Below are 26,470 nucleotides of genomic sequence, written 5' to 3'. Positions count from 1 at the left end.
GAAGGCACGCTCGATGCCGCCATTCTCTTTGGCAGCGGCCGCTGGGACGGGCTGGAGGCGACCTGCCTGATGCAGGAAAGATTGACGCCTGTGTGTTCGCCGCAGACGGCGCAGGGCGAGCCGCCCTTGCGCGACCCGGCAGACTTGAAGAAGCACACACTGCTGCACTCCAGCTTCGGGCGACGCGGCTGGATGTTATGGCTGCAGCAGGAAAGCGGTGAGCTTGCGGCGCATACGTATCGCGAGCAGGTCTTCGATACGCTCGATCTCGCATTTGGCGCCGCCGTTCGCGGAATGGGCGTGGCGTTGGGGGATCTGAATCTGGTTCAGGAAAATTTGTCGAACGGCGCGCTGGTTGCGCCGTTCGATCGCGTGCTTGAAACGGGCTCGGGGTATTACCTCGTGCATCCGCCGCGCAATGAGTATCGCGAGAAGCTCAGGCCGCTTCTGGCGTGGTTGCAGGGGCTTGCAGCAGCGAACTAGCGCGTCAGGATTTCATCCACGGCCTTGAGCACCAGACCAAAAAACTCATCGGCGTGGGCGGAATTCAGCCAGCGAACGATCACCGCCATCTTCCGCTCCGGCTCGATCCACATGAACGAACTCCCCGCGCCGATAGCAAAATAGCTCGATGCCGGCACGCTCGGAAATACGCGCCCCTCGTGGTTCAGCCACACGAGATACCCGTAGTAAGCCGCGAGTTTGCACGGCGTCTGCATGCGGGCGATCCACTCGCGCGAGATAACCTGGCGCCCGTCGATCATTCCTTCGTTGACGAAGAGCTGGGCCACCTTGAGCTGGTCGTTCGCGCTGATCGATAACCCGCCGCCCCAGTGCGTTCCACCCGGCACCGACTGCACGCGCTGACCGTTGATCTCCACCCATGCGTTGTCGTAACCGACCCATTTCCAGTTATCGCTCGCTCCAGCCGGTCGCATGATCGCTTCGCGGAACACATCGGGCAGCGGCCGGCCGAACAAATACAGTAGCGCCAGCGACAACTGATTGATGCGCACATCGTTGTATTCCCAGTACGTGCCGGGCGTTTGCACCGGCCGCAGGTCGCCTTTCTTGCCATTCGGCGGCGTGCCGAACGTCACCGCCCGATAATGATCGGCCTGATCCGACAAGCCAAAGTACTCGCCCGTCCATTCGCTCGTCTGCTGCAGCAACTGCGCCCATGTGACCTGGGCGTTGTGTTCATCGTCGAAACCGATGCCCGGCACGCGCACATGGACCGGTTCGTTCACATCGGGCAGCAGGCCGCGATCGTGCGCCACGCCTGCCAGCAGAGCGAGGTACGTCTTTGCGATACTGAATGTCAGGTCCGCACGATCCGGTTCGCCCCACGTAGTGAGCACGCGGCTATCGACTGAAATCGCACCCGACACCGGCCCGCGATCATGCACCGGCCCAAGCAGCTTGTTCCAGGGCGGGGGGTCGTTCGGATGCACGCCCCACGCGCCCTTCACGCTGCGATCCCAGACAGTTTCGTGGTCGGTTGAAAACCGGATGGCGTCCTTCATGGCCTGCGATAAATCGTTTTGCATATCGTTTGATTCCAAGGTGTTCGTCGAACTGAATCAGTGTACTTTCAGGCGCCTGCGCGCCCATACCAGAGTGAAAAGACTGATGATGGCGGCGATCATCAGATAGAAACCCGGCGCCAGATTGTTGCCCGTCAGCGCGATCAGCGAAGCCACCGCAAGCGGCGTGAAACCACCGAAGACGGTCGTGCCGACGTTGTAGCCGACCGCCATCCCCGTGGTCCGAGTACGAGTCGGAAACAGGTCGGACATCAAGGCGGGAATCGGCGCGAAGTAGATGGCCTTCAGCACCGCGACCCACATGACGGCAGCAAGCAGCGTCAGCATGGAGGGATGCGCATTCATGAACATGAACGCCGGATAGATGGTGACGAAGAATATCGAGCCAGCGCCCAGCATGATCCGGGTGCGGCCGACTTTATCGGACCAGTGACCCACAATCGGCGTGAGCACCATCACGATAAAACCGGCCACCAGCGTCGCGATAAAACCGGACGACGGCGAGAGCCCGAGTTGGCGCGATGCATACGTCGGCATATATAGCAGCATGTAGTTGGCGGTCGTCGTCAACACCAGTGATCCGATGGACACCAGCAGCCGCTCTTTCTGCGTCGCGAGGACTTCGCGTATCGGCGATTCGGCCGTTTCAGCGCGCTCGAACTCGGGTGTCTCATCGACATGGCGACGGATATACATACCCACCGGACCGATCAGCAAACCGAAGAGAAACGGAATCCGCCAGCCCCAGCCTTCGAGTTGCGCGGGCGTCAGCGTGCTCGTCAACACTGCGCCAAACGCCGATGCAACCAGCACGCTCGCGCCCTGGCTTGCGAACTGCCAACTCGCCATGAAGCCGCTGCGCGCGGGTGCATGTTCGGTCAGGAACGCGGTCGAGCTGCCGAACTCGCCGCCCGCCGAAAAGCCTTGCAACAACCGCGAGGCAAAGATGCCGATGGGCGCCAGCACGCCGATCGCCGCATAACTCGGCATCAGCGCGACCATGCCGGTGCCGAGCGTCATCATCGCGATGGACAAGGTCAGCGACGCCTTGCGGCCCTTGCGGTCGCTGTATGAACCCAGCACGAAGGCCCCGACCGGCCGCGCGAGATACGAGAGCGCGAAGGTGCCGAGCGTGAGGAGCAGCGAGACGGTTTTATCGGTGGTCGGGAAGAACAGCTTTGAAAGCGTCGACGCGAAGTAGCCATAGACCACAAGGTCGTAGAACTCGAGCGCATTGCCTATCGATGTCGCGGCGATCAGCTTGTAGATGCTCGCCTGTGGTTTCCTGCCCGGTATGACGGTCGCGGCCGTGTCGGTGCTCATCGCGTGTTCCCCGCCTGGTTCACGATGGCCGCGTGCGGAACATCTCGCTCGCCCAGGTCCCAGAAAAGCCCCGCCATGATGCCGAGACCCTCGCGCACGACCGGTCCGAGCATGTGTTCGTCGGGCGCGTGCTGCGAGCATCCAGGGTACGAATGCGGCACCCAGAGCGTCGGCATGCCGATGACCTCTGCAAAGACATCGTTGGGCAGCGTGCCGCCGAGGTTCGGCAAGAGGACGGGCTTCTTGCCGGTGGTCTCTTCGAGGGACTTGAGCCCCCATTGGACCCATGCGTTGTCCGGGTCCACGCGCGTTGCAGGCGCGCCGCGATCCACATCGATATGAACCATGCCGAACCCGCGTTCGTCCAGATGACGGCGCACGATATGTTCGAGATCCTCCCAGTTCGTACCAACCACGAAGCGGATCTGCATGAACGCGAAGGCGTGCGGCGGGATTGCGTTGACGGGCTTCTCGGGGTTGCCGGTGCGAAACGCCAGCACTTCGAGATTGTTCCAGCCAAACACGCGTTCCGATGGCGTGAGGCCCGGTTCGCCGTAGTCGGTATCGACTTCCGGCTCGCCGGGGTTCCCGCCTACAACGATGCCCTCCAAAGCACGACGCACCGCTTGCGGGACTTCGGGAGGACGCAAGCCTTCAACCAGAATGCGGCCGTTTTGATCGACCATCGATGCAATGGCGTTCGCCAGCACCACGCCCGGATTGCGCAACAAGCCGCCCCAGTTGCCGGAATGATGGCCGCCTTCGCGCAGGTCCACGGTGAGCTTGAAGTTCACGAGACCGCGCGAGCCCAGAAAGATCGTGGGACTCGATGCGCCCAGGCGCGGACCGTCGGAGGCGATCAGGACATCGGCTTTCAGTTCGTCGCGCAAGGTCTCGCACACAGCGTGCAGACCCGGAGAGCCGACTTCCTCGCCAGTTTCGAATAGCAGCTTGAGGTTGAAGCCGAGCCGTCCATCGCGTGCGTCGAGCACGGCTTTGAGCGCTGCAAGGTTGATGCTGTGCTGGCCCTTGTTGTCGGCGGTGCCGCGGCCATACCAGTGATCATCGACGACGGTGACTTGCCAGGGCGACAAGCCCTCGCGCCACTGCGCGTCATATCCGCGGACGACATCGCCGTGACCGTAGGTCAGCACGGTGGGCAACCCGTCGCTTTCCTTGCGATGCGCAACCAGGAACGGTCCCGCGCCGGGCGCCGGGTTATCGACCAGCCGGAACGTGAATCCCATTCCGGCCAGAACCGGCGCGATTTCGTCGACCAGGTAAGCGCTCAGAACCGGACCGCTTTCTGACTCCTGACTCTCCGTGCGAAAAGCAACCCGGCGACGCAGGTCTTCGAGAAAGGCGCCGGAATCGTACAGATCGGCAGCGGCTTGGATAGCGGACTCGCGTGTCACTTCTTTCTCCAGTAAAACGCGCCCTAAGCAGCCCAGGCACGCCGGTTCTTCTTCAGGTAGAAAAAATCGATGACGCGATCTTGATACCGCCGATATTTATGGACAATGACAATATTTGGGAGTTTGCGTTGCCGAAACGGCAAAGCGCCCGGGCTATCGATTTGTCTTTACTAGAGATGCATCATGCAAACCACCGCGCTGCGGTACTTTCTGGAAGTCGCACGAAGCGGCTCGCTGAGCAAGGCGTCGGAGCGCCTGTTCGTGGCGGTATCGGCAATCAGCAGGCAGATTGCCAAGCTCGAGGACGAAATGGGCGTGCCGCTGTTCGAGCGCCGGCCGCGAGGCATGGTGCTGAGCGAAGCCGGCCGTTTGCTTGCGGCGCACGCTCACAGAAGCCTGATGGAACAGGAACGTGTCACCGAGGAGATCCGAGGCCTGACTACGGAAAGCCGCGCGACGATTCGCGTGGCAAGTTCGGAGGGCGTGGCGCGCGATTTCCTGCCGCAAGTCTTCGCACATTTCCTGAAGAGCTGGCCGGCCGCGCATTTTCAGCTCGATGTCGCGGCGCCTACTGAAGCGACCCAACGTGTACGCGATGGCACCGCCGACATTGCCGTGTGTTTCAGCGTCGCACCCGAGAAAGACGTTAACGTGCATTACGCCCAGCGCGCGCCGATCTTTGCATTGGTCACGCAGGATCATCCGCTGGCGAAAAAAGAGTCGGTGTCGCTGGCAGACCTCACACCGTGGCCGCTCGCGATCTATGGCGAAGGCGTGACCGTGCGTCAGCTATTCGATATCTCCTGCAGCCTGGAAGGTTTGAACTTCGAGCCGGTATTCGTGAGCAACTACGGCGGTGCGCTGCAGAGTTTCGTGCAGCAGACGAAAGCGGTGACATTCGTGGGTTACCTGACGGTTCGCAGCCGGCTGAAGCCCGACAGGATGGCGGCCATTCCGATCAGCAACCCCGAGTTGCATCAGCGTACGCTGCAAGTGCAGACCATGGCCGGACGCACTTTGCCTAAAGCGGTGGGCGCATTCCTGGATTTGCTGATCGCGGCGATTCAGGACCCTGCATGCCTTGACTGAAGCATGCCGCAGCGCCACGCGCATCCGGTTTGCGCGCGGAACAGAGTGAAGTCGTGGGATGCTTCGAGGCGCATGCGCGCATCGATTACATCGGCCGGGATGGTGTTGAAGTCGAACAAGCCGTAATGATGTGCGATCAATGCGCGAGCACCGCTTTGCTTCGCAAGCGCAACGGCTTCATCGAGCGTGAAGTTCCCGGGCACGCCGTTACCGCTGCGCTCGGCGTCGCGGCCATTGACGGGCAGCAGCGCCACGTGCGGCTTGAACCTTGCCAAGGTTTCAGCAAGTCCCGCGTAGGGAACGCAATCGCCCGAATGATACAAACGAATCGGGCCGGCATCGATCACATAACCCAGCCACGGATAACGCCCTCCGGCATCCCTGTCGAGTGACTCGTGTGCCGAGGGAACCGGCGACACGAAGCAACCTGCAAGGACCTCGATGCGTTCGCCCGCGTTGACCGGAATCAGCCGTTGGATACCAACACCGCATCGCGTGATGGCTTCTTCAGTGACCGCAGCAGGAACCACGAACCTGAGATTTGGGAATCGCCGCGCAAGCGGCTGCAAGGTCCCCGGGTCCATGTGATCCGTGTGCCGGTGCGTGCACAACACAAGGTCCAGCCGATCCAGTTCACCCGGCAGCACAGGCGCGGCCATCATGCGCGTATGCGGAAACTTCGTGCCCTTGTATTTCTCCGCGAGCGAGTCGGAGAGGTACGGATCGATCAGCATCCTGTAACCGCCGGACTCGATCACAAATCCCGCCTGCCCGAGCCAGTACAGCACGGCCTCGCCTTCACGAGGTGCCGCATCGGGATCGGCCAGGCGGTCACGCAACGACGTCGCGAACGTCTCGGTCAGCAGCGAGACATCACCAGCAGACATAACCGCCGTCGGCGAGAACGATCGATCCTGTCATGAGGCTCGATGCATCGCTTGCGAGGAACAGGATCACAGACGCCACTTCATCCATGCGTCCGAGGCGGTTCATCGGCGTGCCGCCGACCCACTTGTCGAACATCTCCTTGTTCTGATACACATAGGTGTTCATCTCGGTATCGATATACGTCGGCGCCACCGCATTCACACGCACGCCACGCGCGCCCCATTCGGCCGCGAGCGACTTCGTCAGGTGATGCACGCCCGCTTTCGACGCGTTGTAGTTCGCCTGCTCCTGCGGCCGATTCACAATGAACCCCGACATCGACCCCACGTTCACGATACTGCCGGCGCCACTCTCCAGCATGCCTTTTCCGAACGCACGGCAAGCCCAGAATACGCCGTTGAGATTGACATCGATCACCTTGTTCCAGATCTCGTCCGTCATGGTCTCGGCGGGATGATTCGAGATCGCGATCCCCGCGTTGTTCACGAGTACATCCACGCGTCCGTGCCGCGCGACTACCGCGTCGTTCACGCGTTGTGCCGCGGTCGAATCGGTGACATCGAGCAATTCGGTTTCGACGCGATGTCCCTTCGCCGACAAATCCGACGCGGCCTTGTCGAGCAATTCCGCATTCATATCCGTGAGCACCACGAGCGCGCCGGCTTCGGCCAGCGCCTCGGCCGTGGCGAAACCAATACCGCGGGCCGCCCCGGTGACTACGGCGATCTTCTTGTCGAGCTTGAACTTGTCGAGATACATGCTTGGCGTCTTCCTTAAGCTGTTCTTGTTGGCGCGGGTTTGCCCGCTTGTGCCGCAATGCGGCTGATTTCATCGAAGCCGGGACCGCTCACCGGAATGTCGACGTGAAAGACTTCGGCGATCACGCGCGTCCATCCGTAGATGAAGTAAGTCCAGCCGTCTTCGATCTGCAGTGTGCGCGTGCTTTCCTGCGCGCGCGCCTGATCGAGAAAAATCAGGTCGCCGCGATAGTTCAGGTCCCACACAACCGCGCGTTCCGGGAACACCGCCGCGTTGCTCAACGGCGAACCCGGCGCGTCCTTGCCCAACCCCGTCGCATTGATCACGAGCGCACCCGGCGATAGACGAGCAAGCACGGCGTCGTTGTCCTCGGGCTTCGGTGCGACGACATATTCGCACGGTACATCGAATTCGAGTTCGCGATGAATGCGTTCGATTTCCTCGAGCCGTCCCGCCGACCGGTTCGACACGATCACCTTCGACGGCCGGTTCGCGCCGCGTTCCTTCTGCATCAGGTGCCAGGTCAGTGCGATGGTCGAACCGCCCGCGCCCATCGAAAATACTTCCGCGCCGGTATCGGCAAAGTGATTGGCCGGCAAGAATCCATCCAGCGATAACCCCGATGTAATGGGATCCTTCGCGTGACAGATGAATTTTCCATCCTGCTTCGAGAGGCAACTGGTCTCGCCCATGACCTCGGCGGTCGGATCGATCACATCGAAAAGATCCTTGCACGCGGCGTACAGGTCGATCTTGTGCGTGGTGACGAGCGCGCCGACCGACAACGGATCGCGCTTCAAAAACTCGACCGCTTCACGATACGCCTCGGGCGCCGCATGCGGCGGAAAATCGATGCCCTTGATCTCTACATCACCGAGACCGAGATGCTTCGCCCACTGCGGGAACACACGCATGATGGAACTCTGCGCAGTCGTCACGCCGATGAAATAAAACGTCGGACGCGTGGCGGCCCGGTACTGCGTGGAAGCGCTCATCGCGTCGCTCCTTCGGTTGCCAGCGCACCGCGCGCCAGCAGCGCTTCGATTTCTTCCGGCGTGCGTTCCTTGTAGTCCGGATTCGGCTCGGTGCGCCACGCGCCGGCGCCGTCATCGACTATGCGCAGTTTCATGCCGTTCGATTGTTCGATGATCGCGTAGTCCTGCCCCGAATCGGCCGGATAACAGAACAGCATCACGAAGTCCTCCTGCCCCAAATTAACCGAACGATGAATCCAGCGCGGCGGCACATAACATGCCGTGTTCGCCTTGATCTCGACCACGCGTGTATCGCCTGATGGCGACTCCATCAGCATCACGCCATGACCCTTCAGCCCGAAGTAAAGCTCCGGGCGGTCGATGGCCGCGTGAATGTGCCCGCGCGTCATGAAAAATTCGTCGCCGACCTTGCCCGCGCTCATGCGCGTCACGCCGGTAATCAGGTCGCCGGGATTGCTGTTCGGCTTGTGGTCGGTGACTTCATATACGACTTCGTCACCGCGCGTTGCAGCGAGCGCATTGAAGGCGGCGCTGTCGGCATAGAGCCCGCTCAGGTCGCGCAGGAACTTCTGATAGCGCGAGCCGGCGCCGTTCATCAGGCCCGTCTGCAAGTCGACATCGAAGGAACGTGGTTCAGGCCATTGCATCGGGTCCATCTCCTGGAAAGTGCAAGTCGCCTCATCCAGCGAAGCGAACGTTAGTTTTAATAATGATAGCTTTAACTTAAATTCAAAACATCAGGGTTTTCCCCGCCATTTAGCGCCTGTATTTCACATAAATGATAGCTATACTATCGTTCAAGATATGCGGAAACAACGTTACTTCCGCTCAACTTGGGGTTAAGCGAAATGCTTGCTGATTCAACGCGGCCCCGATTGCTGGAGACATTCAATGCAAGACAAGCAGCCCTCCGAACATGTTCAGCCCAGCGCCGCTGTTGCAGCGCTGCGTGAATCGCTCGGGGCCGACGTGGTGAGCCTTCCGCACGAATTCGCCGGCCGCAGGAACGCGGACTCGAGCCGCATGCCCTGCGATGAACCGGTCGCACTGATCCGGCCACGCACGACTGAACACGTCGCCACCGCAATGCGGATCTGCCACGAGCACAAGCAGACAGTCGTGACGCAAGGGGGCCTGACGGGACTCGCCGGCGGCGCGTGCATGCTCGGCGGTGAAGTTGCGTTGAGCCTGGAGTTGATGAACGGGATCGAAGCCATCGATGAAGTCGGCGCCGCCATGACGGTCTGGTGCGGCACGCCGCTGCAAGTCGTGCAGGAAGCCGCCGACGCAGCCGGCTTCACGTTTCCGCTGGATCTGGGCGCACGAGGAAGCTGCACGATTGGCGGCAACCTCGCGACTAACGCAGGCGGCAACCGCGTGATCAAGTACGGAATGATGCGCGACCAGGTGCTGGATATAGAGGCAGTGCTGGCGGACGGCAGTATCGTTGGCGGGCTGCGCAAGATGATCAAGAACAATACGGGTTACGACTTGCGCAACTTGTTGATCGGCAGCGAAGGAACGCTCGCAATCATCACGCGTGCCGTGCTGCGCCTCAGGCCCAAACCACGGGCGGTATCGACGGCTTGGTGCGGATTGCCCGGCTACGACGCGGTCACCACGTTGTTGAGACGCGCTCAGGAAGGCTTGCCTGCGGGTGTGTCGGCGTTCGAAGTCATGTGGCCGGGTTATTACGATTTTGTGTTGTCGCGCCTGCCGGAATTGCGCGCGCCGCTCGAAGGCAAGCATGCGTATTACGTGCTGCTCGAAAGCAGCGGCGCCGATCCCGAGCGTCAGGCGGACGCGTTCGAAGATTTCCTGGGCGGGATGCTCGAGGAAGGCTTGATCAGCGACGCCGCCCTCGCCTCATCGGAGTCCGATGCCGCCGCGTTCTGGGCGATCCGCGATGCCCCCGGCGAATATCAGCGGCTGATTCCGGGCCGCGTATCCTTCGATGTGAGTTTCTCCATCGCCGATGTAGGCCGCGCCGCGCATGAATGCGACAAGCAGCTTCGCGAGCGCTGGCCCAACGCGACCATCCTGATCTACGGACATCTCGGCGACGGCAACCTGCATATCGTCGTGCAGGAACCCGACTGGCCGCCAACCACCGCGCCGCAAGTGCAGGAAGTCGTCTACGGCGTGACCGGCGCAATGGGCGGCTCGGTATCGGCGGAACACGGCATTGGTACGAAGAAACTGAAGGTGCTCGCGTTATCGAGAACACCGGCCGAGCTGGCCGCCATGCGCGCCGTGAAAGCCGCGCTCGATCCGCTGAACATACTGAACCCAGGCAAGTTGTTGTTGAACGTTGTTTAAAACCGCCAAACCCTAACAAAAGGAGGAGACATGACGCGGTTCGTGAAGAAGGTGATGTGTGGTGTAGCGCTGGCAGTCGCAGGTGTAGTGGCAGCAGCCCCGGCGATGGCAGCCGACAAGATGAAAGTGGGCATTTCCATGAAGGTGCTCAACGCGCCCTACTTTTCGGCCGCAATGGAATCGGCCAAGGCGCGAGCCGCCGAACTCGGCAACGACGTGATCACCGCCGACGCCCAAGGCAAGATGGGCAAGCAGATCTCCGACGTGGAAGACATGCTGACGCGCGGCATCAAGGTGCTGATTATCGATCCGGCCGATCCCAAGGGTCTCGTCAACGTGGTCAACACGGCGACCGCCGCAGGCGTGAAAGTCGTCGTGATCGACAGTACGCTCGATCCGAAAGCCAACTACCTGACGCTCGTGCAATCGTCCAATCGTGAGAACGGCGCGCTGGTTGGTTCGTGGGTGGTCGACACCATGGGCGACAAGCCGCTGAAGATCGCGTTGATCTCCGGCGAGAAAGGCAACCCGGTCGGCAAGGAACGGCGCGACGGCGTGATCGAGGGCATCGTCGAGGCGCAGCTCGCAAAGACCGGCAAGGTCAACATGCAGATCGTGGGCCAGGGCTGGGGCAACTGGTCGGACGAAGGCGGCCTGAAGGCGATGGAAGATTTGCTCGTCGCCAACAAGGACATCAACATGGTGCTCGGCGAAAACGACAGCATGGTGCTGGGCGCACGCCGCGCAATCGAAAGCGCGAACCGTACGGGCATCACGCTGGTTGCCGCCGCCGATGGCCAGAAGGAAGCGCTCAACCTGATCAAGCAAGGCAAGTACGGCGCAACCGCGCTGAACGACCCGGCGCTGGTTGCGCGCACGGCAGTCGATATCGGCGTGAAGGCGGCGAAGGGCGAAGCCACCAACGTGCCGAAGATTTCGTACACGCCGTCCGCCGCGATCTACAAGAGCAACGTCGACAAGTACTACAACCCCAAGGCGATTTTCTAAAGCCGGCGGGTTCATGCGAGGCGCGCCGGCCAAGTACGGTGCGCCTCGCATTCTGGAGACACCTTCATATGATTCCCTTTATAGCCCTTACCGGCGTCGACAAACGCTTCGGCGGCATTCATGCCATCGAAGGCGTCGACTTCGATGTCCTCAGTGGCGAAGTCCATGCGCTCGTCGGCGAGAACGGCGCGGGCAAGTCGACGCTGATGCGCATTATCGGCGGTGGTCATCAGCCGGATTCCGGCACGATCAAGCTCGAAGGCCGCGAGACGTCCTTTCGCAATCCGCATGCGGCAATGGAAGAAGGCATCGCGGTGATTCATCAGGAAACCGCGCTGGCGCCGGACTTGTCCGTGGCGGAAAACGTATTTCTGGGTGCGTTGCCGGCTGTCATCGACTGGGGGACGCTGCGCAAGAACGCGCGTGCCCTGATCGCGAGCCTCGGCTTCGATATCGATCCAGCCGCGTTGGTCGGCGATCTCTCGGCGGCGCAATGCCAGGTGATCGAAATCGCCAAGGCGCTCAGCCGCCAGGTGAAGCTTCTCGTGCTCGACGAACCCACCGCGGCTCTCGCGCCATCGGATGCGAACAAACTGCTCGAAATCGTGCGCGAGCTGCGTTCGCGCGGCGTGGGCATTGTCTATATTTCGCACCGGCTGGAAGAGGTGTTTGCGATCGCGGACCGTATCACCGTGCTGAAGGACGGCAAGCGCGTGGATACCCTCACGCCCGCCGAGCTCACCATGGACGGCCTGATCCGCAAGATGGTCGGGCGCCCGCTGTCCGTGCTGTTTCCGCAGCGCCATGCCACGCTCGGCGCCGAAGTCCTGAAGGTCACGGGCCTGATGCGAGGTCATGCCGTTCGCAACGTGTCGTTCACGCTGCGCGCCGGTGAAGTGGTGGGTCTCGGCGGCCTGATCGGATCGGGCCGTACCGAAGTCGCGCGCCTGATCTTTGGTGCCGATACGCGCGATTCCGGCACCATCGAATTGAACCAGAAGGTCATGGCGATTCGCTCGCCGATGGCCGCAGTCAAGGCCGGCATCGGCTTCGTGCCTGAAGACCGCAAGGGGCAAGGCGCCGTTTTATCGATGCCGATTCGCGTCAACGCCACCCTCGCCGCACTGAAGTCGGTGAGCGGTCCGGGCGGCTTTCTCGCCTTCGGCCGCGAGCGCGCATTCGTGCAAAAGCTGATGGAACAACTGCGCATCAAGGCGCGTTCCATGGACGCCGATGTTTCAACGCTCTCCGGCGGCAACCAGCAAAAAGTCGTGCTGGCGAAATGGTTTCACGCGGACGGCGACCTCATCATCCTCGACGAACCCACGCGCGGTGTGGATGTCGGCGCGAAAGTCGAGATCTACACGCTCATCAACCAGCTTGCCGAACGCGGCAAGGCAGTGCTCGTGATCTCGTCGGAACATCAGGAACTCATGGGCCTGTGCGATCGAATCCTCGTGATGGGCGAAGGCGAGATTCGCGGCGAACTTCAACCTGCTGATTTCAGCGAAGAACAGATCCTGTCGCTGTCGCTGCGCCGCGCGCCGGACGAAGCGCCGGCCACGCTCACTCATTAAATGCAACGTGAATAATCCGGAGACTCGCACCATGAATCCCAGCGCCGTCACCCCGAAAACGCATCAGGCGAACTCGGCACAGGCCCACGCAAAACACTGGTGGTCTGTTGCGCGCCGCTTCAATACGGTCGCGATCCTGATCGTGCTCGTGATCGCAGCGTCGTTTGTATCGAGCGACTTTTTATCCGTGCCCAACCTTTCGAATATTTCGCGGCAAGTGGCGGGCGTCGGCATCATGTCGGTCGGCATGTTGCTGGTCGTGCTGACCGGTGGTATCGACTTGTCGGTGGGATCGATTGCGGCGCTTGGCAGCGTGCTGTCGGCGTTGCTGATTCCGCAATACGGGCTGACGGTCGCCTTGCTCGCCACGCTGGTTGTCGGCGGCTTCTGCGGGTTTATTTCCGGCGCGTTGATCGCATGGTTTCGTCTTACGCCCTTCGTTGTCACGCTGGCCATGATGACCGTTGCGCGCGGCGTTGCGATGATCGTGTCGAACGGCTCGCCCATCCTCGTCGATGACCCCGGTCAGGCCCTGCTCGACTTCGGGCGTCATTCCTACTTCGGCATTCCGGGTCCGACGCTCGTGATGCTGATCGTGTTCGTGATCGGCGGCATCGCGCTGAACCGTCTGCGTGCCGGCCGCGTGGTGCGCGCAATCGGGTCGAACGAGGAAGCCGTGCGGTTTTCCGGCGTGCCCGTCGCGCGCCATGTACTCGGTACCTATGTCAGCTCGGGATTGCTCGCGGCGCTGGCCGGGATCATCTCGACATCGCGTGCGGGCGTCGGTACGCCGACAGTCGGCGTAGGCGATGAACTGACCGTGATCGCGGCGGTGGTGATCGGCGGCGCGAGTCTCGCCGGTGGCAAGGGCGGCGCGCTGAATACGCTGATGGGCGTGCTGATTCTCGGCGTGATCGGCAACATCATGAATCTGGCTAGCGTACCGGGCTACCATCAGCAAGTGGTGATGGGCGTGATCATCGTGGCGGCTGTCCTGTCGCAGCGAGGTGCGCGTTTCTGGCGCCGGTGATGGCCCGAATTCAGGCCGCCCCCGCCGATCCGATACACTTGGAACGCTTGCCACTTGCATGAAGCTCGGGGCGCCGCTTGCGGCGCCCCGTTCATAATGAACGAAGGAATATCGAGTGCCCGATTACAACATCCTCGAACTGATCGACCGCGCGCGTCCCAATCTGCGCCGCGGCAGCCGGCAAGTGGCCGAGTACATTCTTGCAAACCTCGGTTCCATCTCCGATATCAACCTCGCCGAACTCGCGCGCAACGCGAAGGTGAGCGAGCCGACCGTGCTGCGTTTTTGCGCGTCGCTCGGCTGCAGCGGCTTCAAGGACTTCAAGATTCGCGTGGTGCAAAGTCTGGCGCTCGGCGCGCCCGCCACGCATTCAGTGCTAGGTAAAGGCGATGATCCGGAAACCGTCGCCACCAAGATCTTCGACTACACCATTACGAGCCTCGACTGGGCGCGCAAGAAGCTGGATTTTGCGGCCGTCGGGCGCGCGGTCGATCTGCTGGCGAAGGCCCGGCGTATCGAGTTCTTCGGGTTCGGTGCATCGGGCATTGTCGCGCTGGACGCGCAGCAGAAGTTTCCGCTCTTCGGCGTGCCGTGCGTCGCGCATCAGGATTCGCATCAGCAATTCATTGCAGCGTCGATGCTCAAACCCGGCGATGCGGTCGTTGCGATTTCCAATACGGGATCGACGCGATCATTGATCGAAGTCGCAAGGACCGCTAAGGAACGCGGCGCGAGCGTGATCGTGATCACGGGTTCGAATAGTCCGCTGACGAGCTTTTCGGATGTCGCCGTGATAGCCGAAACGCTGGAAAACACAGACGTCTATACGCCGACGACTTCTCGCCTTGCCGCGCTCGTGATCATCGATATTCTTTCCACCAGCGTCGCGTTGCGCAAGGGCGAAGCGCACACCCTCGAAGTGCTGGACATGAAAAAGCGCCTCGCCGATATGCGGTCTACGGGCGTGATCTGAGTTGAGGGGACGGATCAGGGCGTGTTAATAATTCTGTGCTGCCAGGTAAAGCCGCGGATACAGGTGGAACTGCGGCGGACAATCGGCATGAATGACGCCTTTTCGTCGAGCATCTCTATGCTTCGCGCATTCTGTCCGAACACTTCTCCTGTCGGATCAAGCAGCTCCGCCGTTTTTCCACTCGCTACGACAGACTCTCAGAACGCTTCTCTCATTTGTTGCGCTCGCAATCGCCTTCATCTGCATATGCTGATTAGCAACACGCACTAGGTTTCATTCATCACCCAAGCTTTTGCTCAAACGTTTACCATTTCTCTGCCCGCTCTCGCTACTTCGCAGTGCGATCAACACCCAATAAGATAAATCCGATTTAACTAAAACCGTTGTTTTCGGCTCCGGCTGATAGCAAGTTCTAACTCGGATGGTTCACCCGGCGTTATGTTGTCGGTCGTTAAAAATAAGCGATACAAAGCGACCGGATGAATAAAAACAACTACCGGCTGGTCTTCAGCCGACTGAGAAACATGCTGGTGGCTGTCGAGGAAACGGCCACGGCCACGGGCAAGGCAGCGGGACAGAGTTCGGTACGCAGCGGGGAATCCCATAGCGCGAATTTCACGCTGCGACAGATCGCGTTTGCTGCTCTTATGTTACTTGGCGCGCTCCCCTCGTGGTCGAGCGCGCAAATCGTTCCGGGTGGCGCGAACGCACCCGGCGTCATCGCCACGCAAAACGGATTGCCTCAGGTCAACATCAACCGGCCATCGGGCGCCGGTGTTTCGATGAATACCTACGGCCAGTTCGATGTTCAGAAAAACGGCGCCATCCTGAACAACTCGCCGACCATCGTGCAGACGCAGCAGGCGGGCATGATCAACGGCAATCCGAACTTCGGTCCCGGTCAGTCTGCGCGCGTCATTGTCAATCAGGTGAACAGCAGCGCGGCGAGCCAGATCAATGGGCGGCTTGAGGTCGCCGGGCAACGTGCGGAGGTGGTGATCGCGAATGGCTCGGGCATCAGCGTGAACGGTGGCGGCTTCATTAATACGTCGCGCGCAATCCTCACGACCGGTTCACCGAACTTCGCACCCGACGGTTCTCTCTCGGGCTTTAACGTCACGCACGGCAACATCAGTGTGCAAGGTGCGGGACTGAACGCGGCGGATAACGATCTGGTGAAGTCCAACATAAAGAACGATCCCGTTGGCGCGACGCTTGCAGGAGCGGGAATGATTGGCCTAGGCGTAGCCTCCGGAGGCGGGTTAGCTACCGCAGTGACGATGACAACAGGCTCGACCATCGGTCTTGCGGCCAACGGCGGCGTACAAGTAGCCGGTGGTCAACCCTTCGACTGGGCGAGCTTCGCCTTCGCCGGTGTGACCGGTGCCGCGTCGTCCGGGATGGGCTTTGTTTCGGCGCTGCTGGTCAACGTGGGCGGAGCACTAGCTGGTTCAGCCGCCACCGGTCAGAACCCGAACGCCTCAATGGCTGGCGCGGCGGCTGGAACGGCTATCGGTTATCCAATTGGCGCGAAGATAGAAGGCAGTTTAAATAGCGTATTGAACCCGTGGTATCGCCAAGAATGGAAGGACGTTGGCATGGGAATCTCCGCATCTGTGCCTAAGAACGCTGTGCCTTCATGGTTTGGAGGATTTGGTGGCGGCGTCGTGCAAGAAAAAATTGGCGGAGCCGCGCAAATCAAAATCGAGGGGAAAAAATGAAACCCAAAACTAGGTCTGATTTGTTCCACTGGGTTTATTTTGCGTTGCTCTGGCTCGTTGGAGCGACTGCTATCGTAGTTTTGAGCGAATTCGCGGTGGGTCCCGCGTTGCAATGGCTGCTATATGGCATGCCCTATCAGTTTCCAACGTGGGAGCGGGTTAATCGAATGGCTTTATTTATAATTTTTATAGGCTTCTTTGCCGGCACGATCACTTGGTTCTACGAGAAAAAGACTTCGAACCGCTAGATGTTTCAAGACAATAAAACAGGATGGTTTTAAATGAACCGAACGACATTTGACGAGATCACTACCAAAGACAACTTTGCCGTCGCACAGGTAGCACTTTATTTATTTGCGATCCTGCAAGTAGTGATGGCGTTGATGACGGCCACTGGAGCAATTCCTCTTGGCATCGCCCCACAAGCCTTGACGATACAGCGCATAGCGATAACCACAAACGCAGTAGTCAACACTCTGTGCTTTACGGTGGGATACGTGCTATTAGCGCGATGCCTGACTCGCTGCACGACGCTTGTCTGGCGCATCGCACTTGGCATATTCCTGCTCAACACGGGAATCGCCGTACTAGCGATCGCCGCCCAACCTAATCTCTATCCAGTGTTGACATGCGGTCTTTCCGTCGCCGGTGCGATATCGGTATGGAACGGGCGCGGTGCGATCAGAGACCATGCGGCGTCACTGCCGGTTGACTGACCGCTACAACCGGCAACTTCATCCGGATGAAAAGACCCTTGCCAAGCAGATTGCGGACAAGAGCGGTGGCAGGTACACGCAAGCACAGATTGAACAGCAAATGGCGCAAATGAACTTGACTACGGGTGGTCAAACAGAGCTTGGAGGTGTCCGTGTTTCGGTTGGAAGTAAGCCCGACGACGGAACGACCTGGACGCCATATGGTATCAATTAAGCTGGGCAGCAGGTGTGGGCACAATCGTTACCGTCAGGTGATGCGAATATTCAAACTTACATCGTGAAAAATGCGAGTGGCCTCGCCTACGATTCGACCACCAAACCCTATACGCAATATTCGGCGAGTGTCAGCGGAACTATCATGCTTCCGTTCGTTGGTGGCGGAGGCGGTATGAAGGTAGGGATATCAACCGACGGAACAATAGGCGGAACGTCGCCGTATATCCAGTTTCAAGCGAACGGTATGGTGAGTGCGGGGGCATACGCCGGGATAGGCGGAAGCCTAGGCCGTAGCACGACTGACGGACCGTTGGTCAGTGGTGTAAGTACAGGCGGATATGCAGAGCTGGACGGAGGCTTTGGCCCAGCGGCTGGACTTAATTTCTCGATTAGCGGTGATACGACCATTGGGGGAATGGGTGGTGCATTACCTATCTCGGCATTCCCTGGAGTCGGCTTCGGCGCTGGGTTCGGGGCTGGCTTATCAACGACATCTACCATTGTGGTGCCTCCGTTAAATTCATTCGTGCGTGGGCTGAAATGAACTTTTCTAAAGACATGATTCGAGTCGCTTCTATCTATGTTGCAGAGCTGCTTATTATGTACGCAGTCTATTTCGCGATTGCATTTTTTCTCGATCAGGTGCGGGCCGAATTTTTTGCGGGCCTATCGTTGTTTTTTACGGTTATCGCGTGTCTTGTTTCAAGGCCAAGAGCGCCGCATATAGCAGTGAGATATGCTCTGCGTCCTTGGATCGGCGTCGTGTTCCTCGTTAATTTTTTGTTCGGTGCAGCGACTGGGACCTCCCAGGATTATGCAAGCCTCGTTCCAGGCCTCGGCATGATGTTGATATTAGGTAGCGTTTCTGAATGTGTTCGTCGGTCTCGAGAAAAAAAGGAAATTGGGTGATAAGCACCTGACGAACGAACGGCGAAACCACCGAACTGTAACTCCCAGGCTCCTGACTTAAAGCACAACATGAAAATTCGAGAGAGGCTGGCGGTGCTACCGCTCGCAGCCCTGGTATCGCTTGCGTCGAACGCACAGCACGCGCCCACGTCCGCAGACGAGGCCGCCGCCGCCCGTGCCAACGCCGAGCAGAATCAACAGATTCAGCAGCAACGCGCCGCGCAGCAGCGCGATGCAGTCGTTCAAGCGCCAGCGGTACATTCCACCCTTCCGACGTCTCAAGGATTCCCGCTTCTGCCAAAGGAAGATCCGTGCTTTCGCATCGATACGTTCAGGCTCGATGTCCCCACAACACTGCCCGACACCATCCACAGCAAGGGAGCCTCCGGCTTGCCCTTGGACCCCTTCGCCTTCGCTCACGAGTGGCTCGACCACTACAAGGGCGAATGCATTGGCAAGGCCGGTATCGACACACTGGCAAAGGCGCTGCAGCAGACGATCCTTTCGCGAGGCTACGTGACCACGCGGCTTCTGCTGCCCGAGCAAGACCTTTCGAAACACACGCTCACATTCGCCCTCATCCCCGGCGTCGTGCGCCAGATCCGCTTCGCCGATCCCAACACGCGCGGCACCCTGAGATCCGCATTCCCCGCACGCGACGGCGACCTCCTGGACTTGCGCGACCTCGAACAAGGTCTGGAGCAGATGAAGCGCGTTGCATCGCAGGACGTGGACATGAAGATCGAGCCGACCGGCAATCCTGGCGAAAGCGACGTCGTCGTGACCGTCAAGCGTTCGAAGCCATGGAGCTTCGTCGCATCCATCGATAATTCTGGCACGGACGCGACCGGCAAATGGCAAGGCAACGTGAGCCTCGGCATCGATAACCCGCTCGGCCTGAACGACGTCTTCACGGTAGGCGCAAATCAAGACCTCTCGTTCGGCAACAAGTCCCTTGGTTCGCACGGCTTTAACGGTTCGTACTCCGTTCCATGGGGTTATTGGATAGCAATGCTGTCCGGCAACGCCAACACCTATTATCAGCAGATCGCGGGCGTGAACCAGACGTTCGTATCGAGCGGTAATTCGCAAACGGCGACGCTCAGACTGGCGCGCGTGCTGAGTCGCAGTCAAAGCGACGTGTTCGGCGTGGAGTTTCAGTTATCAAAGCGCTTCGGTCAAAGTTTCATCGATGACACGGACATACCGCAGCAACGCCGCAACAACACGTTCATCGAAGCGGGGCTGACCGACCGTCACTACTTTGGCGCATCGCAGTTCGATGGAACCCTTGCGTATCGTCACGGTATCGGTGGCCTCGGCGCGACAGATGATCCGTTTCCCAGCGGTCCGACATACCGATTTCACATGGCCGTGCTCGATGGGAACCTGTCCGTGCCGTTCGCCGTCGCCAGACAAACTTTCCGCTACGTTACGACGTTGCACGCGCAGTTCACCAATGACGCGCTGTTCTACCTCGATGACTTGACCATCGGCAGTCGCTACACGGTGCGCGGTTTTGACGGTGAAACGATGCTCGCCGCGGAACGAGGTTTTTTTTGGCGCAACGAACTGCAATGGCCGGTGTTCAAGACAGGCCAAATGCTATATGCGGGAATCGACTACGGGCGCGTCTTCGGACCGAATACGGCATTTCTCGCAGGGACACAACTGGCGGGTGCGGTGATCGGCATTCGAGGTGGCCTGCCTGCACGCGTCGTCGGCCTCTCGTATGACCTGTTTGTCGGAACACCGCTCTACAAGCCCAGCGGATTCCCTACCTCGCGTGTGACGGTCGGCATGCAGGCCATCGCCCAATTCTGAGAAAATTCGATATGGTGAATCATCCATACAGACGCCGATACCTGCGCGTAAGGCTTGATCCGGTCACAACTAAGATGAGCGAACGCGTAGCAGATCCTCACGGTCTGGAGGGCGAACGAAAAGAAGACAGGCACTGTGGTGAAGCGACTCATCCCAATCACGAGCACCCCGTGAAGTACGAACTACGTGAAACAGCCAAGCCGGTCATCGTAAAACGCAAACGGCGCTGGTCGGTGTTAGACAAGCCCAGTTCCAGTAATGAGGCAACGTGATGCAAGTGATACTGGAATGCTCGCCACTGGTTTCATCTGGATCTGCTGATTGTCAAGGCGCCCTAGCCTTCGCCATCAAGCAAAAACGAGCCTTCCATCACGTTCACACATTTCCCGCCGATACGCACGCGTGGCTGACCGTCATGGACATCGACGGTCGTGATCAACGTGCTCGGACGGCCCATGTCCACGCCCTGCCGAACGCGTAACGACAGTTCCGACACTCCCCGCACATCAGCGATCAATGCAACAGCCGCAGCAGTCGCGCTGCCGGTTGCCGGATCTTCGGTCATGCGCGGCGTGAACATGCGCGCCTGGATATCGCCCGAGGTGTCGTCACCGACATCTCGCGTATAGGCATAGATCGACGTTGCGCCGTCGGTGGGCAACACCTTCTTGTAGTCGACGAGGCTCGGGATACATCGGCGCAACGCTACACGCGATGCAAGCTCGACCACGACAAACGGCAAGCCGACGGACGCCACTTGCGGCGCGTGAGCGTCAGTCCGGATATCGGTCACGTCGAGCGACAGGCACGCAGCCACGCTCTCAACTGCTAGCGTCGATGCCCGCGTCAGACGCTCCGGCACCGTGAGTTCCGCACCCACCACCCGGCCGCCGTCTTTCATTTGCGTAACCGGCACGAGACCCGCGGCTTCCTCGAACACGAGCCGATCCGGCAAGGGCGTGCCGCTCGCCGCAGCACGCGTCGCAAGGACAAACGCCGTGCCGATGTTCGGATGTCCCGCAAACGGAATCTCGCGGCTCGGCGTGAAGATGCGCACCCGGGCAGTGTGCGCGGCGTCGCGCGGCGGCAAGACGAAGGTCGTTTCGCTATAGCCGAATTCAGCGGTGATCGCCTGCATCTGGCTGGTTGATAGGCCTTCTGCGTCCAGCACCACGGCCACGGGGTTGCCCTCGAATCGGTTGCTGGTAAAGACGTCCGCTGTGACATAACGACGGTTCATGACTGTTGCCCCTGTTGGAAGAAACGTATTGGCGACGAACTTCATTGTCACCTCGATGCACCGCCTTGCACCATGTACAGTTCGACCGGATTTCATACGGCCGGCAACTTCGAAACCCATGAACGGACACTGATCCGCGACAATCTCACCCTCCCAATGCAGGGCCGCGCTTCCTGCAGCGCCCCACATCAAGAGGGTGACGGACATTGCGCACACTGCCTATAACAGAGCATGAGTTGCAAACGCGGATGCGCCGTCCGTGCTTGCGAGTCACTCCTGAAAACGGATCGTGCTTCGAGGTGACCACCATGCGCGTCCTGATCGTCGACGACCATTCTTTACTCAGGGCAGGACTCACTCTGCTGCTCAAGGAGCGCGACAGCGACGCACAGGTGTTCGAGGCGGAATCCGTTAGCGACGGGGTGGAACAGGCGCTGACTCATTCGCCCGATGCCGTGCTGCTCAGCCTCGACATGAGCGAAAACCGGGGCTTTGCCGCACTTGCCGCATTGTGGCAACGTATGCCATTGGTTCCAGTCGTGGTGATTTCATCCGACGAGCGCGCGGAAACGGTGCGGCGTTGCCTCCAGATGCATGCAATAGGGTTCGTGGCGAAGACCGCTCGTGCGCACGTGCTGCATCTGGCGCTCGAGGTTGCAATGATCGGAGGTGTGTTCGTTCCCGCCGCGAACGTCGGGAAGACCTTAGCCTGTAGTGAAACGTTCTGCGCGCCCTGCGCTGATCCTTCCGCTCACTCGTTCGACCGCAGCCCCGTTGCGATGACACCGCGAGAAAGAGAAACGCTCTCGTGGCTGCTTCGAGGTCTTCCGACGAAGTCGATCGCGTCCAAAATGGGCGTAGAGGACATCACCATACGCAAGTACGTAAGTCACTTGCTGGCGCGTTTCAACGTGCACAGGCGTACTGAACTGATCGCGATGATGTCCGGCCACGGCACCCGCGCGCAACCCGGGTGCGCCTTTGCTACTGGCGACGTCAATGCCGAAGCTGCAGAGGCGCTCCTGGCAGCTCGTTTTGAGTCGAGCCGCGTTACTACATTTGTTGCATGAAATAAATCAGGCGTGGCGATACACCTGTGGGTAGCGCCCTTCCATTGACCGGCGAACAATACACCGGTCGGTCAAGCTTGAATGTCTCACAACTGCCTTGGGCGGCCCTTTCAGTGAGGGTAAAAATGAAACGCTGTCTGCTTGTTTTGGTCTTGCTGGCGAACGTCGCCTGCTTCGTGAGCCAGATGTGCGTTCCGTTTCAAGCTGCGGGTCCTGTGACACAAGCTGCGACCGCTCGGAGCGCGATACCAGCTGTAACGCCGCGTGCCATGAAATCCGCGCACATCGCCGCACGTTCCACGCAACTATAAAAAACCGCGCAAAGCCGCAGATTAATCCAAGCGAAAACGCGGCCGTCTAATAGTATGTATTACTAATATAACTGAGTGTAAATCTGGATGCGCCCGCTCGCGCCGGGTACTCGCGCCAGCCGTCAATCCGTCCCTTCAAAACGAGGTAAGCCATGAGCACCGTACCGAATCCGATCGACTCGATTTCCATCGACCTGCAAGAGATCCAGGGAAATATCCTTGCGGGCTTCAACAAGGATCATCAACGTTTCGTGTTCTTCACCATCGAACATGTGGGGCGCGCCAAGAACTGGCTTGCCGGGTTTGCCAGCCACGTGGACAGCACGGCCGCCGTCGGGGCGTTCAACGACGTCTTCAGGGCGAAACGCAAAAAGCACAAAGGCGAAGTGAACATGCCTACGGCAACGTGGCGCAACATCGCATTCAGCTATGCCGGTCTCGAGAAACTGGGCGCACCGGATCATGCGACATTCCCGGACGACTTCAAGCAAGGCATGGCTGCTCGCAAGACCCTGGTCGGAGACCTCGATCGCAGCGATCCATCACGCTGGCACGGCCCTTTTAAAAAGCCGCAGGAACTGCACATCGTGGTGATGGTTGCGTCGGACATCCCTGGCGAGCTCGCGCATACAACGGATCAGATCATCGCGCATGCACAGCTGAATGGGTTGCGTCTGCTCCATGTGGAACATGGTGAAGTCCGTCCCGACCTGCCGGGTCACGAACAATTCGGTTTCAAGGACGGCGTCTCGCAACCCGGGATCAAGGGATTTACGCTCTCGGTGAATGACCAGCCTGATCCGAATTCCGGACATCAGGGCGTGCCCGGCCAAGACTTGCTGTGGCCCGGCGAATTCGTGCTGGGATATCCGACCCAGATCCCCACCACGCCACCGCCGCCCTTCGACGGGCCAAATCCCGGCCAGGGTCCGATCAGCGCCAGCGGTCCGGACTGGACGAAAAACGGTTCATACCTCGTGTTTCGCAAACTCCGTCAGGACGTTGCCGGCTTCATGGCAAGCGTGGCCGCGCACGCTTCGACTCTCGGCCTGAGCGCCGACGTGTACGGAGCGAAACTCGTCGGGCGGTACGCGAGCGGCTGTCCGCTCGCGCCAACATCGTACGAGGTCGACTTGAGCAAGCTGCCCGAACTCGCGCCATCGAGCGCCAACGGCTTTCGTTCGGCGTTCGATCCAAATGATGGCGATCCGTCTGTCCAGCATCCGGAGTTGCTGGACGACAACCTCATCAACAACTTCGAATACGGTCAGGATCTGCGCGGGACGTGGGTGCCCCGCGCAGCGCATATCCGCAAGGCGTATCCGCGTGACGAAGAGTTTTTGCTGGCTGACGGCACCGTCGATCCAAACAGCGCGCTGCAGGAAAGCTTCACCCAGACCCGCCGGCTGTTGCGGCGCGGAATTGCCTACGGCGCGCCGCTGGCGCTGCCCAAAGATCCGGGCACACCGGTACAGGATGACGATGTCGACCGCGGCCTGCTGTTCCTCTGTTATCAGAAGAGCATAGAATCGCAGTTCGAGTTCGTACAAAAGACGTGGATCGACAACCCGGACTTTCCGCAGTCGGGTGACGGCGAGGACCCGCTCATTTCGCAGACGAAATCAGCGACCATGACGTGCCCCATACACGGCGCCTCGACAACCGAAACGCTTTCGCATTTTGTCGTCACCGAGGGCGGAGAGTATTTCTTTCAGCCATCGATCACAGCGCTTAAATTGATCGCCAGCAGCTAGCGCGCAAGAACAAAATGGCGGCTCACGGGTAAGCGTGAGCCGCCATTTCTTGCTTTGCTCTTTTAGTTTCTACACCCCGCTCGCATATCCTCCATCGACCGGCAACGTCACGCCCGTGATGAATGCGGACGCCGGCGACGCCAGGAACAACGTCGCGCCGACGAGGTCATCGACTTCGCCCCAGCGCTTGAGCGCACTGCGCGCCGCGATCTTGTCCGCGCTTGCCGGAACTTCCCACAACGCGCGTGTCATGTCCGTCCGGTGGTAGCCGGGCGCAATCGCATTCACGCGCACGCCCGCGGGCCCGAACGCGTGCGCGAGCGAACGCGTCAGACCCAGAATGCCCGTCTTGCTCGCGCAATACGCGGGCACTTCCACATCGGCGATATAACTGAGCATCGACGCCACATTGACGATTGCACCATGCGCGCGTTCGAGCATGTCGCGCGATGCCATCGCAAGGCGCATGGCTGCGGTCAGGTTCACATCGATGACTTCGCGGAACACATCATCACGATACTCATCGGCGGGACGCGCCACGCCTGCCGCATTCACGAGCACATCGAGTTCACTCAGGCTCCCGACGAATGCCTTGATCGCGTCGTTATCGCGGACATCGAGTTGTTCGAAGCGAATGCCTTTCAGTGTCGTGTCCGCGCGCAACGCTTCGAGCTTGCGCGCGGAGCTTCCCGTGGCGATGACCTCGGCGCCCAGCGCGGCGAACCCCTGCGCGATCGCCAAGCCGATACCGCTCGTTGCGCCTGACACAAGCACGTTTTTTCCATCGAAGAGGCCGGGACGGAACGCCGCTGTTTCCTGACCTTTGAGTTCAGTTGCCATGTTGTTTCTCGCGTGAGTTCAGATTGGGTTATCGAAGCGCTGTGCATAGCGGTCCATCGCTTTCAATGCGGCGACGACCAGCGCTGCATCGACGGGATACGGTTCGTTGTGGATGATCTCGCCCGCGCGGCACGCACGCTTTGCCACGGTTTCGAGCGCGGCCTGATCAGTGACGTCCACGTTGATTTCAGCAAGCCGCGTAGGCAATCCCACGGCGCGGCAGAACTCGAAAACGCGCTGACGCTCGTCATCGGGCACCGCCGATAAAAACAGCGAAGCCAGCACGCCGATCGCGACCTTCTCGCCATGCAGCAAACCATGCGACGAAGGCAAGTCGGCGAGACCATGGTGAATCGCGTGGGCCGCCGCAACGCCGCCCGACTCGAAGCCAATGCCCGAAAGCAACACGGTCGCCTCCAGCGTGGCATCGAAATCCGGCGTGACGATCTGCGCGCGGCAATCGTCCACGGCCTGCACGGCATGCGCGAACAAGGTATCGCGGCAGAGCCTCGCAGCTTCGAACGCGAGCGCCGTTCCGCGGCCGCCGCACAGGTTCTTCGCATAAGCTTGGCGGCACGCGTCGGCTTCGTAGAACGTCGCGAGAGCATCGCCGATTCCCGCGATAAAAAACCGCACCGGCGCACGCACAATCAGGCTTGTATCGAGCAATACGAGATCCGGATTGCATCGCACGAACCGGTCACGCACCACGCGGCCTTCTTCGTCGTAGATCACAGCGAGCGCCGAACACGGCGCATCGGACGCAGCGATGGTCGGCACGCAGACGAACGGCAGGCGCAGGTCATCGGCTGCGGCGCGGCCGGAATCGGCCGGCGCGTTTGGTGGAATTCATAGCACAGCGTCGTCTTCAGATCCAGTTGCTCGTTCGCCCCTTTAGTCCGAAACTAACGTTGTCACGAACCGCGCAAGCTGTCGCCTCTCATCA

Annotated in this window: 22 protein-coding genes and 1 pseudogene; 13 read left to right on the top strand and 10 right to left on the bottom strand. The window is 60.0% G+C overall.

Features of this window, described 5'->3' with window-relative positions; all coding sequences use genetic code 11:
- Nucleotides 1-483: LysR substrate-binding domain-containing protein (locus tag ACRXB1_RS06470; RefSeq protein ID WP_449491499.1), on the top strand; the 483-nt coding region annotated here is incomplete at its 5' end.
- Here the strand turns inward: ACRXB1_RS06470 and ACRXB1_RS06465 are convergent.
- Genes ACRXB1_RS06465 through ACRXB1_RS06455 form a run of 3 tightly spaced genes read right to left on the bottom strand, consistent with a single transcriptional unit; the run spans nucleotide 480 to nucleotide 4,285 of the window.
- Nucleotides 480-1,550 carry a serine hydrolase domain-containing protein gene (locus tag ACRXB1_RS06465; protein ID WP_449491498.1) on the bottom strand — a complete coding sequence of 357 codons (1,071 nt, stop codon included), beginning with the start codon at nucleotides 1,548-1,550 and terminating at the stop codon, nucleotides 480-482. The genes ACRXB1_RS06470 and ACRXB1_RS06465 overlap by 4 nt on opposite strands.
- Before the next feature lie 33 nt (nucleotides 1,551-1,583).
- Complete coding sequence (locus ACRXB1_RS06460; RefSeq protein WP_449491497.1) at nucleotides 1,584-2,870, bottom strand: MFS transporter; 1,287 nt, start codon at nucleotides 2,868-2,870, stop codon at nucleotides 1,584-1,586.
- Nucleotides 2,867-4,285 (bottom strand): M20 family metallopeptidase, encoded by a 1,419-nt coding sequence (locus tag ACRXB1_RS06455; protein ID WP_449491496.1) that lies wholly within the window; start codon nucleotides 4,283-4,285, stop codon nucleotides 2,867-2,869. Before ACRXB1_RS06455 ends, ACRXB1_RS06460 begins: the two co-directional genes overlap by 4 nt.
- 183 nt (nucleotides 4,286-4,468) lie before the next feature.
- Here ACRXB1_RS06455 and ACRXB1_RS06450 point away from each other — a divergent pair, with 183 nt between their 5' ends.
- Nucleotides 4,469-5,374 (top strand): LysR family transcriptional regulator, encoded by a 906-nt coding sequence (locus ACRXB1_RS06450; protein ID WP_061999442.1) that lies wholly within the window; start codon nucleotides 4,469-4,471, stop codon nucleotides 5,372-5,374.
- Here the strand turns inward: ACRXB1_RS06450 and ACRXB1_RS06445 are convergent.
- From ACRXB1_RS06445 to ACRXB1_RS06430, 4 genes are read right to left on the bottom strand one after another with little or no spacing between them, the layout of a single operon-like run.
- On the bottom strand, nucleotides 5,350-6,261 hold the full coding sequence (locus ACRXB1_RS06445; RefSeq protein ID WP_449491495.1) for an MBL fold metallo-hydrolase: 912 nt from the start codon (nucleotides 6,259-6,261) through the stop codon (nucleotides 5,350-5,352). The genes ACRXB1_RS06450 and ACRXB1_RS06445 overlap by 25 nt on opposite strands.
- Nucleotides 6,248-7,021 (bottom strand): SDR family NAD(P)-dependent oxidoreductase, encoded by a 774-nt coding sequence (locus ACRXB1_RS06440; protein ID WP_062169968.1) that lies wholly within the window; start codon nucleotides 7,019-7,021, stop codon nucleotides 6,248-6,250. The genes ACRXB1_RS06445 and ACRXB1_RS06440 overlap by 14 nt, the downstream gene beginning before the upstream one ends.
- A 14-nt stretch (nucleotides 7,022-7,035) precedes the next feature.
- Entirely contained in the window at nucleotides 7,036-8,016 is a 981-nt protein-coding gene (locus ACRXB1_RS06435; RefSeq protein ID WP_449491494.1) for a shikimate dehydrogenase family protein, read from the bottom strand.
- Complete coding sequence (locus ACRXB1_RS06430) at nucleotides 8,013-8,663, bottom strand: glucose-6-phosphate isomerase (RefSeq protein ID WP_449491493.1); 651 nt, start codon at nucleotides 8,661-8,663, stop codon at nucleotides 8,013-8,015. Before ACRXB1_RS06430 ends, ACRXB1_RS06435 begins: the two co-directional genes overlap by 4 nt.
- A gap of 244 nt (nucleotides 8,664-8,907) precedes the next feature.
- On the opposite strand from ACRXB1_RS06430, the gene ACRXB1_RS06425 reads away from it, so the two are divergent.
- From ACRXB1_RS06425 to ACRXB1_RS06385, 9 genes and pseudogenes are all read left to right on the top strand, one after another.
- Nucleotides 8,908-10,335 carry an FAD-binding oxidoreductase gene (locus ACRXB1_RS06425; protein WP_449491492.1) on the top strand — a complete coding sequence of 476 codons (1,428 nt, stop codon included), beginning with the start codon at nucleotides 8,908-8,910 and terminating at the stop codon, nucleotides 10,333-10,335.
- A gap of 30 nt (nucleotides 10,336-10,365) precedes the next feature.
- Nucleotides 10,366-11,343: a sugar ABC transporter substrate-binding protein gene (locus tag ACRXB1_RS06420; protein ID WP_086382437.1), complete on the top strand. Its 978-nt coding sequence runs from the start codon at nucleotides 10,366-10,368 to the stop codon at nucleotides 11,341-11,343.
- Nucleotides 11,344-11,411: 68 nt separating this feature from the next.
- The gene (locus ACRXB1_RS06415; protein WP_075359499.1) at nucleotides 11,412-12,920 is read left to right on the top strand and encodes a sugar ABC transporter ATP-binding protein; all 1,509 of its coding nucleotides are present in this window, start codon (nucleotides 11,412-11,414) and stop codon (nucleotides 12,918-12,920) included.
- A 31-nt stretch (nucleotides 12,921-12,951) separates the two neighbouring features.
- The gene (locus ACRXB1_RS06410; protein WP_449491491.1) at nucleotides 12,952-13,950 is read left to right on the top strand and encodes an ABC transporter permease; all 999 of its coding nucleotides are present in this window, start codon (nucleotides 12,952-12,954) and stop codon (nucleotides 13,948-13,950) included.
- A gap of 115 nt (nucleotides 13,951-14,065) precedes the next feature.
- The gene (locus ACRXB1_RS06405) at nucleotides 14,066-14,923 is read left to right on the top strand and encodes an SIS domain-containing protein (protein ID WP_061999449.1); all 858 of its coding nucleotides are present in this window, start codon (nucleotides 14,066-14,068) and stop codon (nucleotides 14,921-14,923) included.
- A gap of 479 nt (nucleotides 14,924-15,402) precedes the next feature.
- Nucleotides 15,403-16,239: pseudogene (locus tag ACRXB1_RS06400) on the top strand (two-partner secretion domain-containing protein); the annotation flags it as partial.
- A 686-nt stretch (nucleotides 16,240-16,925) separates the two neighbouring features.
- Nucleotides 16,926-17,360 carry a hypothetical protein gene (locus tag ACRXB1_RS06395; RefSeq protein WP_449491490.1) on the top strand — a complete coding sequence of 145 codons (435 nt, stop codon included), beginning with the start codon at nucleotides 16,926-16,928 and terminating at the stop codon, nucleotides 17,358-17,360.
- Nucleotides 17,353-17,574 carry a hypothetical protein gene (locus ACRXB1_RS06390; protein WP_449491489.1) on the top strand — a complete coding sequence of 74 codons (222 nt, stop codon included), beginning with the start codon at nucleotides 17,353-17,355 and terminating at the stop codon, nucleotides 17,572-17,574. The genes ACRXB1_RS06395 and ACRXB1_RS06390 overlap by 8 nt, the downstream gene beginning before the upstream one ends.
- A gap of 980 nt (nucleotides 17,575-18,554) precedes the next feature.
- Nucleotides 18,555-20,309 carry a ShlB/FhaC/HecB family hemolysin secretion/activation protein gene (locus tag ACRXB1_RS06385; protein WP_449491488.1) on the top strand — a complete coding sequence of 585 codons (1,755 nt, stop codon included), beginning with the start codon at nucleotides 18,555-18,557 and terminating at the stop codon, nucleotides 20,307-20,309.
- A 334-nt stretch (nucleotides 20,310-20,643) separates the two neighbouring features.
- Here ACRXB1_RS06385 and ACRXB1_RS06380 read toward each other — a convergent pair whose 3' ends face one another.
- Nucleotides 20,644-21,756, bottom strand: a complete 1,113-nt coding sequence (locus tag ACRXB1_RS06380; protein ID WP_449491487.1) for a PhzF family phenazine biosynthesis protein — start codon at nucleotides 21,754-21,756, stop codon at nucleotides 20,644-20,646.
- A 101-nt stretch (nucleotides 21,757-21,857) separates the two neighbouring features.
- Here ACRXB1_RS06380 and ACRXB1_RS06375 point away from each other — a divergent pair, with 101 nt between their 5' ends.
- Together ACRXB1_RS06375 and ACRXB1_RS06370 are read left to right on the top strand one after the other, a co-directional pair.
- Nucleotides 21,858-22,619 carry a response regulator transcription factor gene (locus tag ACRXB1_RS06375; RefSeq protein WP_449491486.1) on the top strand — a complete coding sequence of 254 codons (762 nt, stop codon included), beginning with the start codon at nucleotides 21,858-21,860 and terminating at the stop codon, nucleotides 22,617-22,619.
- Nucleotides 22,620-23,082: 463 nt separating this feature from the next.
- Nucleotides 23,083-24,684, top strand: coding sequence for a Dyp-type peroxidase (locus tag ACRXB1_RS06370; protein WP_449491485.1), 1,602 nt, complete (start codon nucleotides 23,083-23,085; stop codon nucleotides 24,682-24,684).
- Between the two features lie 69 nt (nucleotides 24,685-24,753).
- Here ACRXB1_RS06370 and ACRXB1_RS06365 read toward each other — a convergent pair whose 3' ends face one another.
- Both ACRXB1_RS06365 and ACRXB1_RS06360 read right to left on the bottom strand, forming a co-directional pair.
- Nucleotides 24,754-25,524, bottom strand: a complete 771-nt coding sequence (locus tag ACRXB1_RS06365) for an SDR family NAD(P)-dependent oxidoreductase (protein ID WP_075359504.1) — start codon at nucleotides 25,522-25,524, stop codon at nucleotides 24,754-24,756.
- An 18-nt stretch (nucleotides 25,525-25,542) separates the two neighbouring features.
- On the bottom strand, nucleotides 25,543-26,319 hold the full coding sequence (locus ACRXB1_RS06360; protein WP_449491500.1) for a glycerol dehydrogenase: 777 nt from the start codon (nucleotides 26,317-26,319) through the stop codon (nucleotides 25,543-25,545).
- Nucleotides 26,320-26,470: the final 151 nt, after the last annotated feature.

The organism is Caballeronia sp. M23-90 (assembly GCF_053574605.1).
This window is presented reverse-complemented; position numbering and strand designations above follow the sequence as displayed.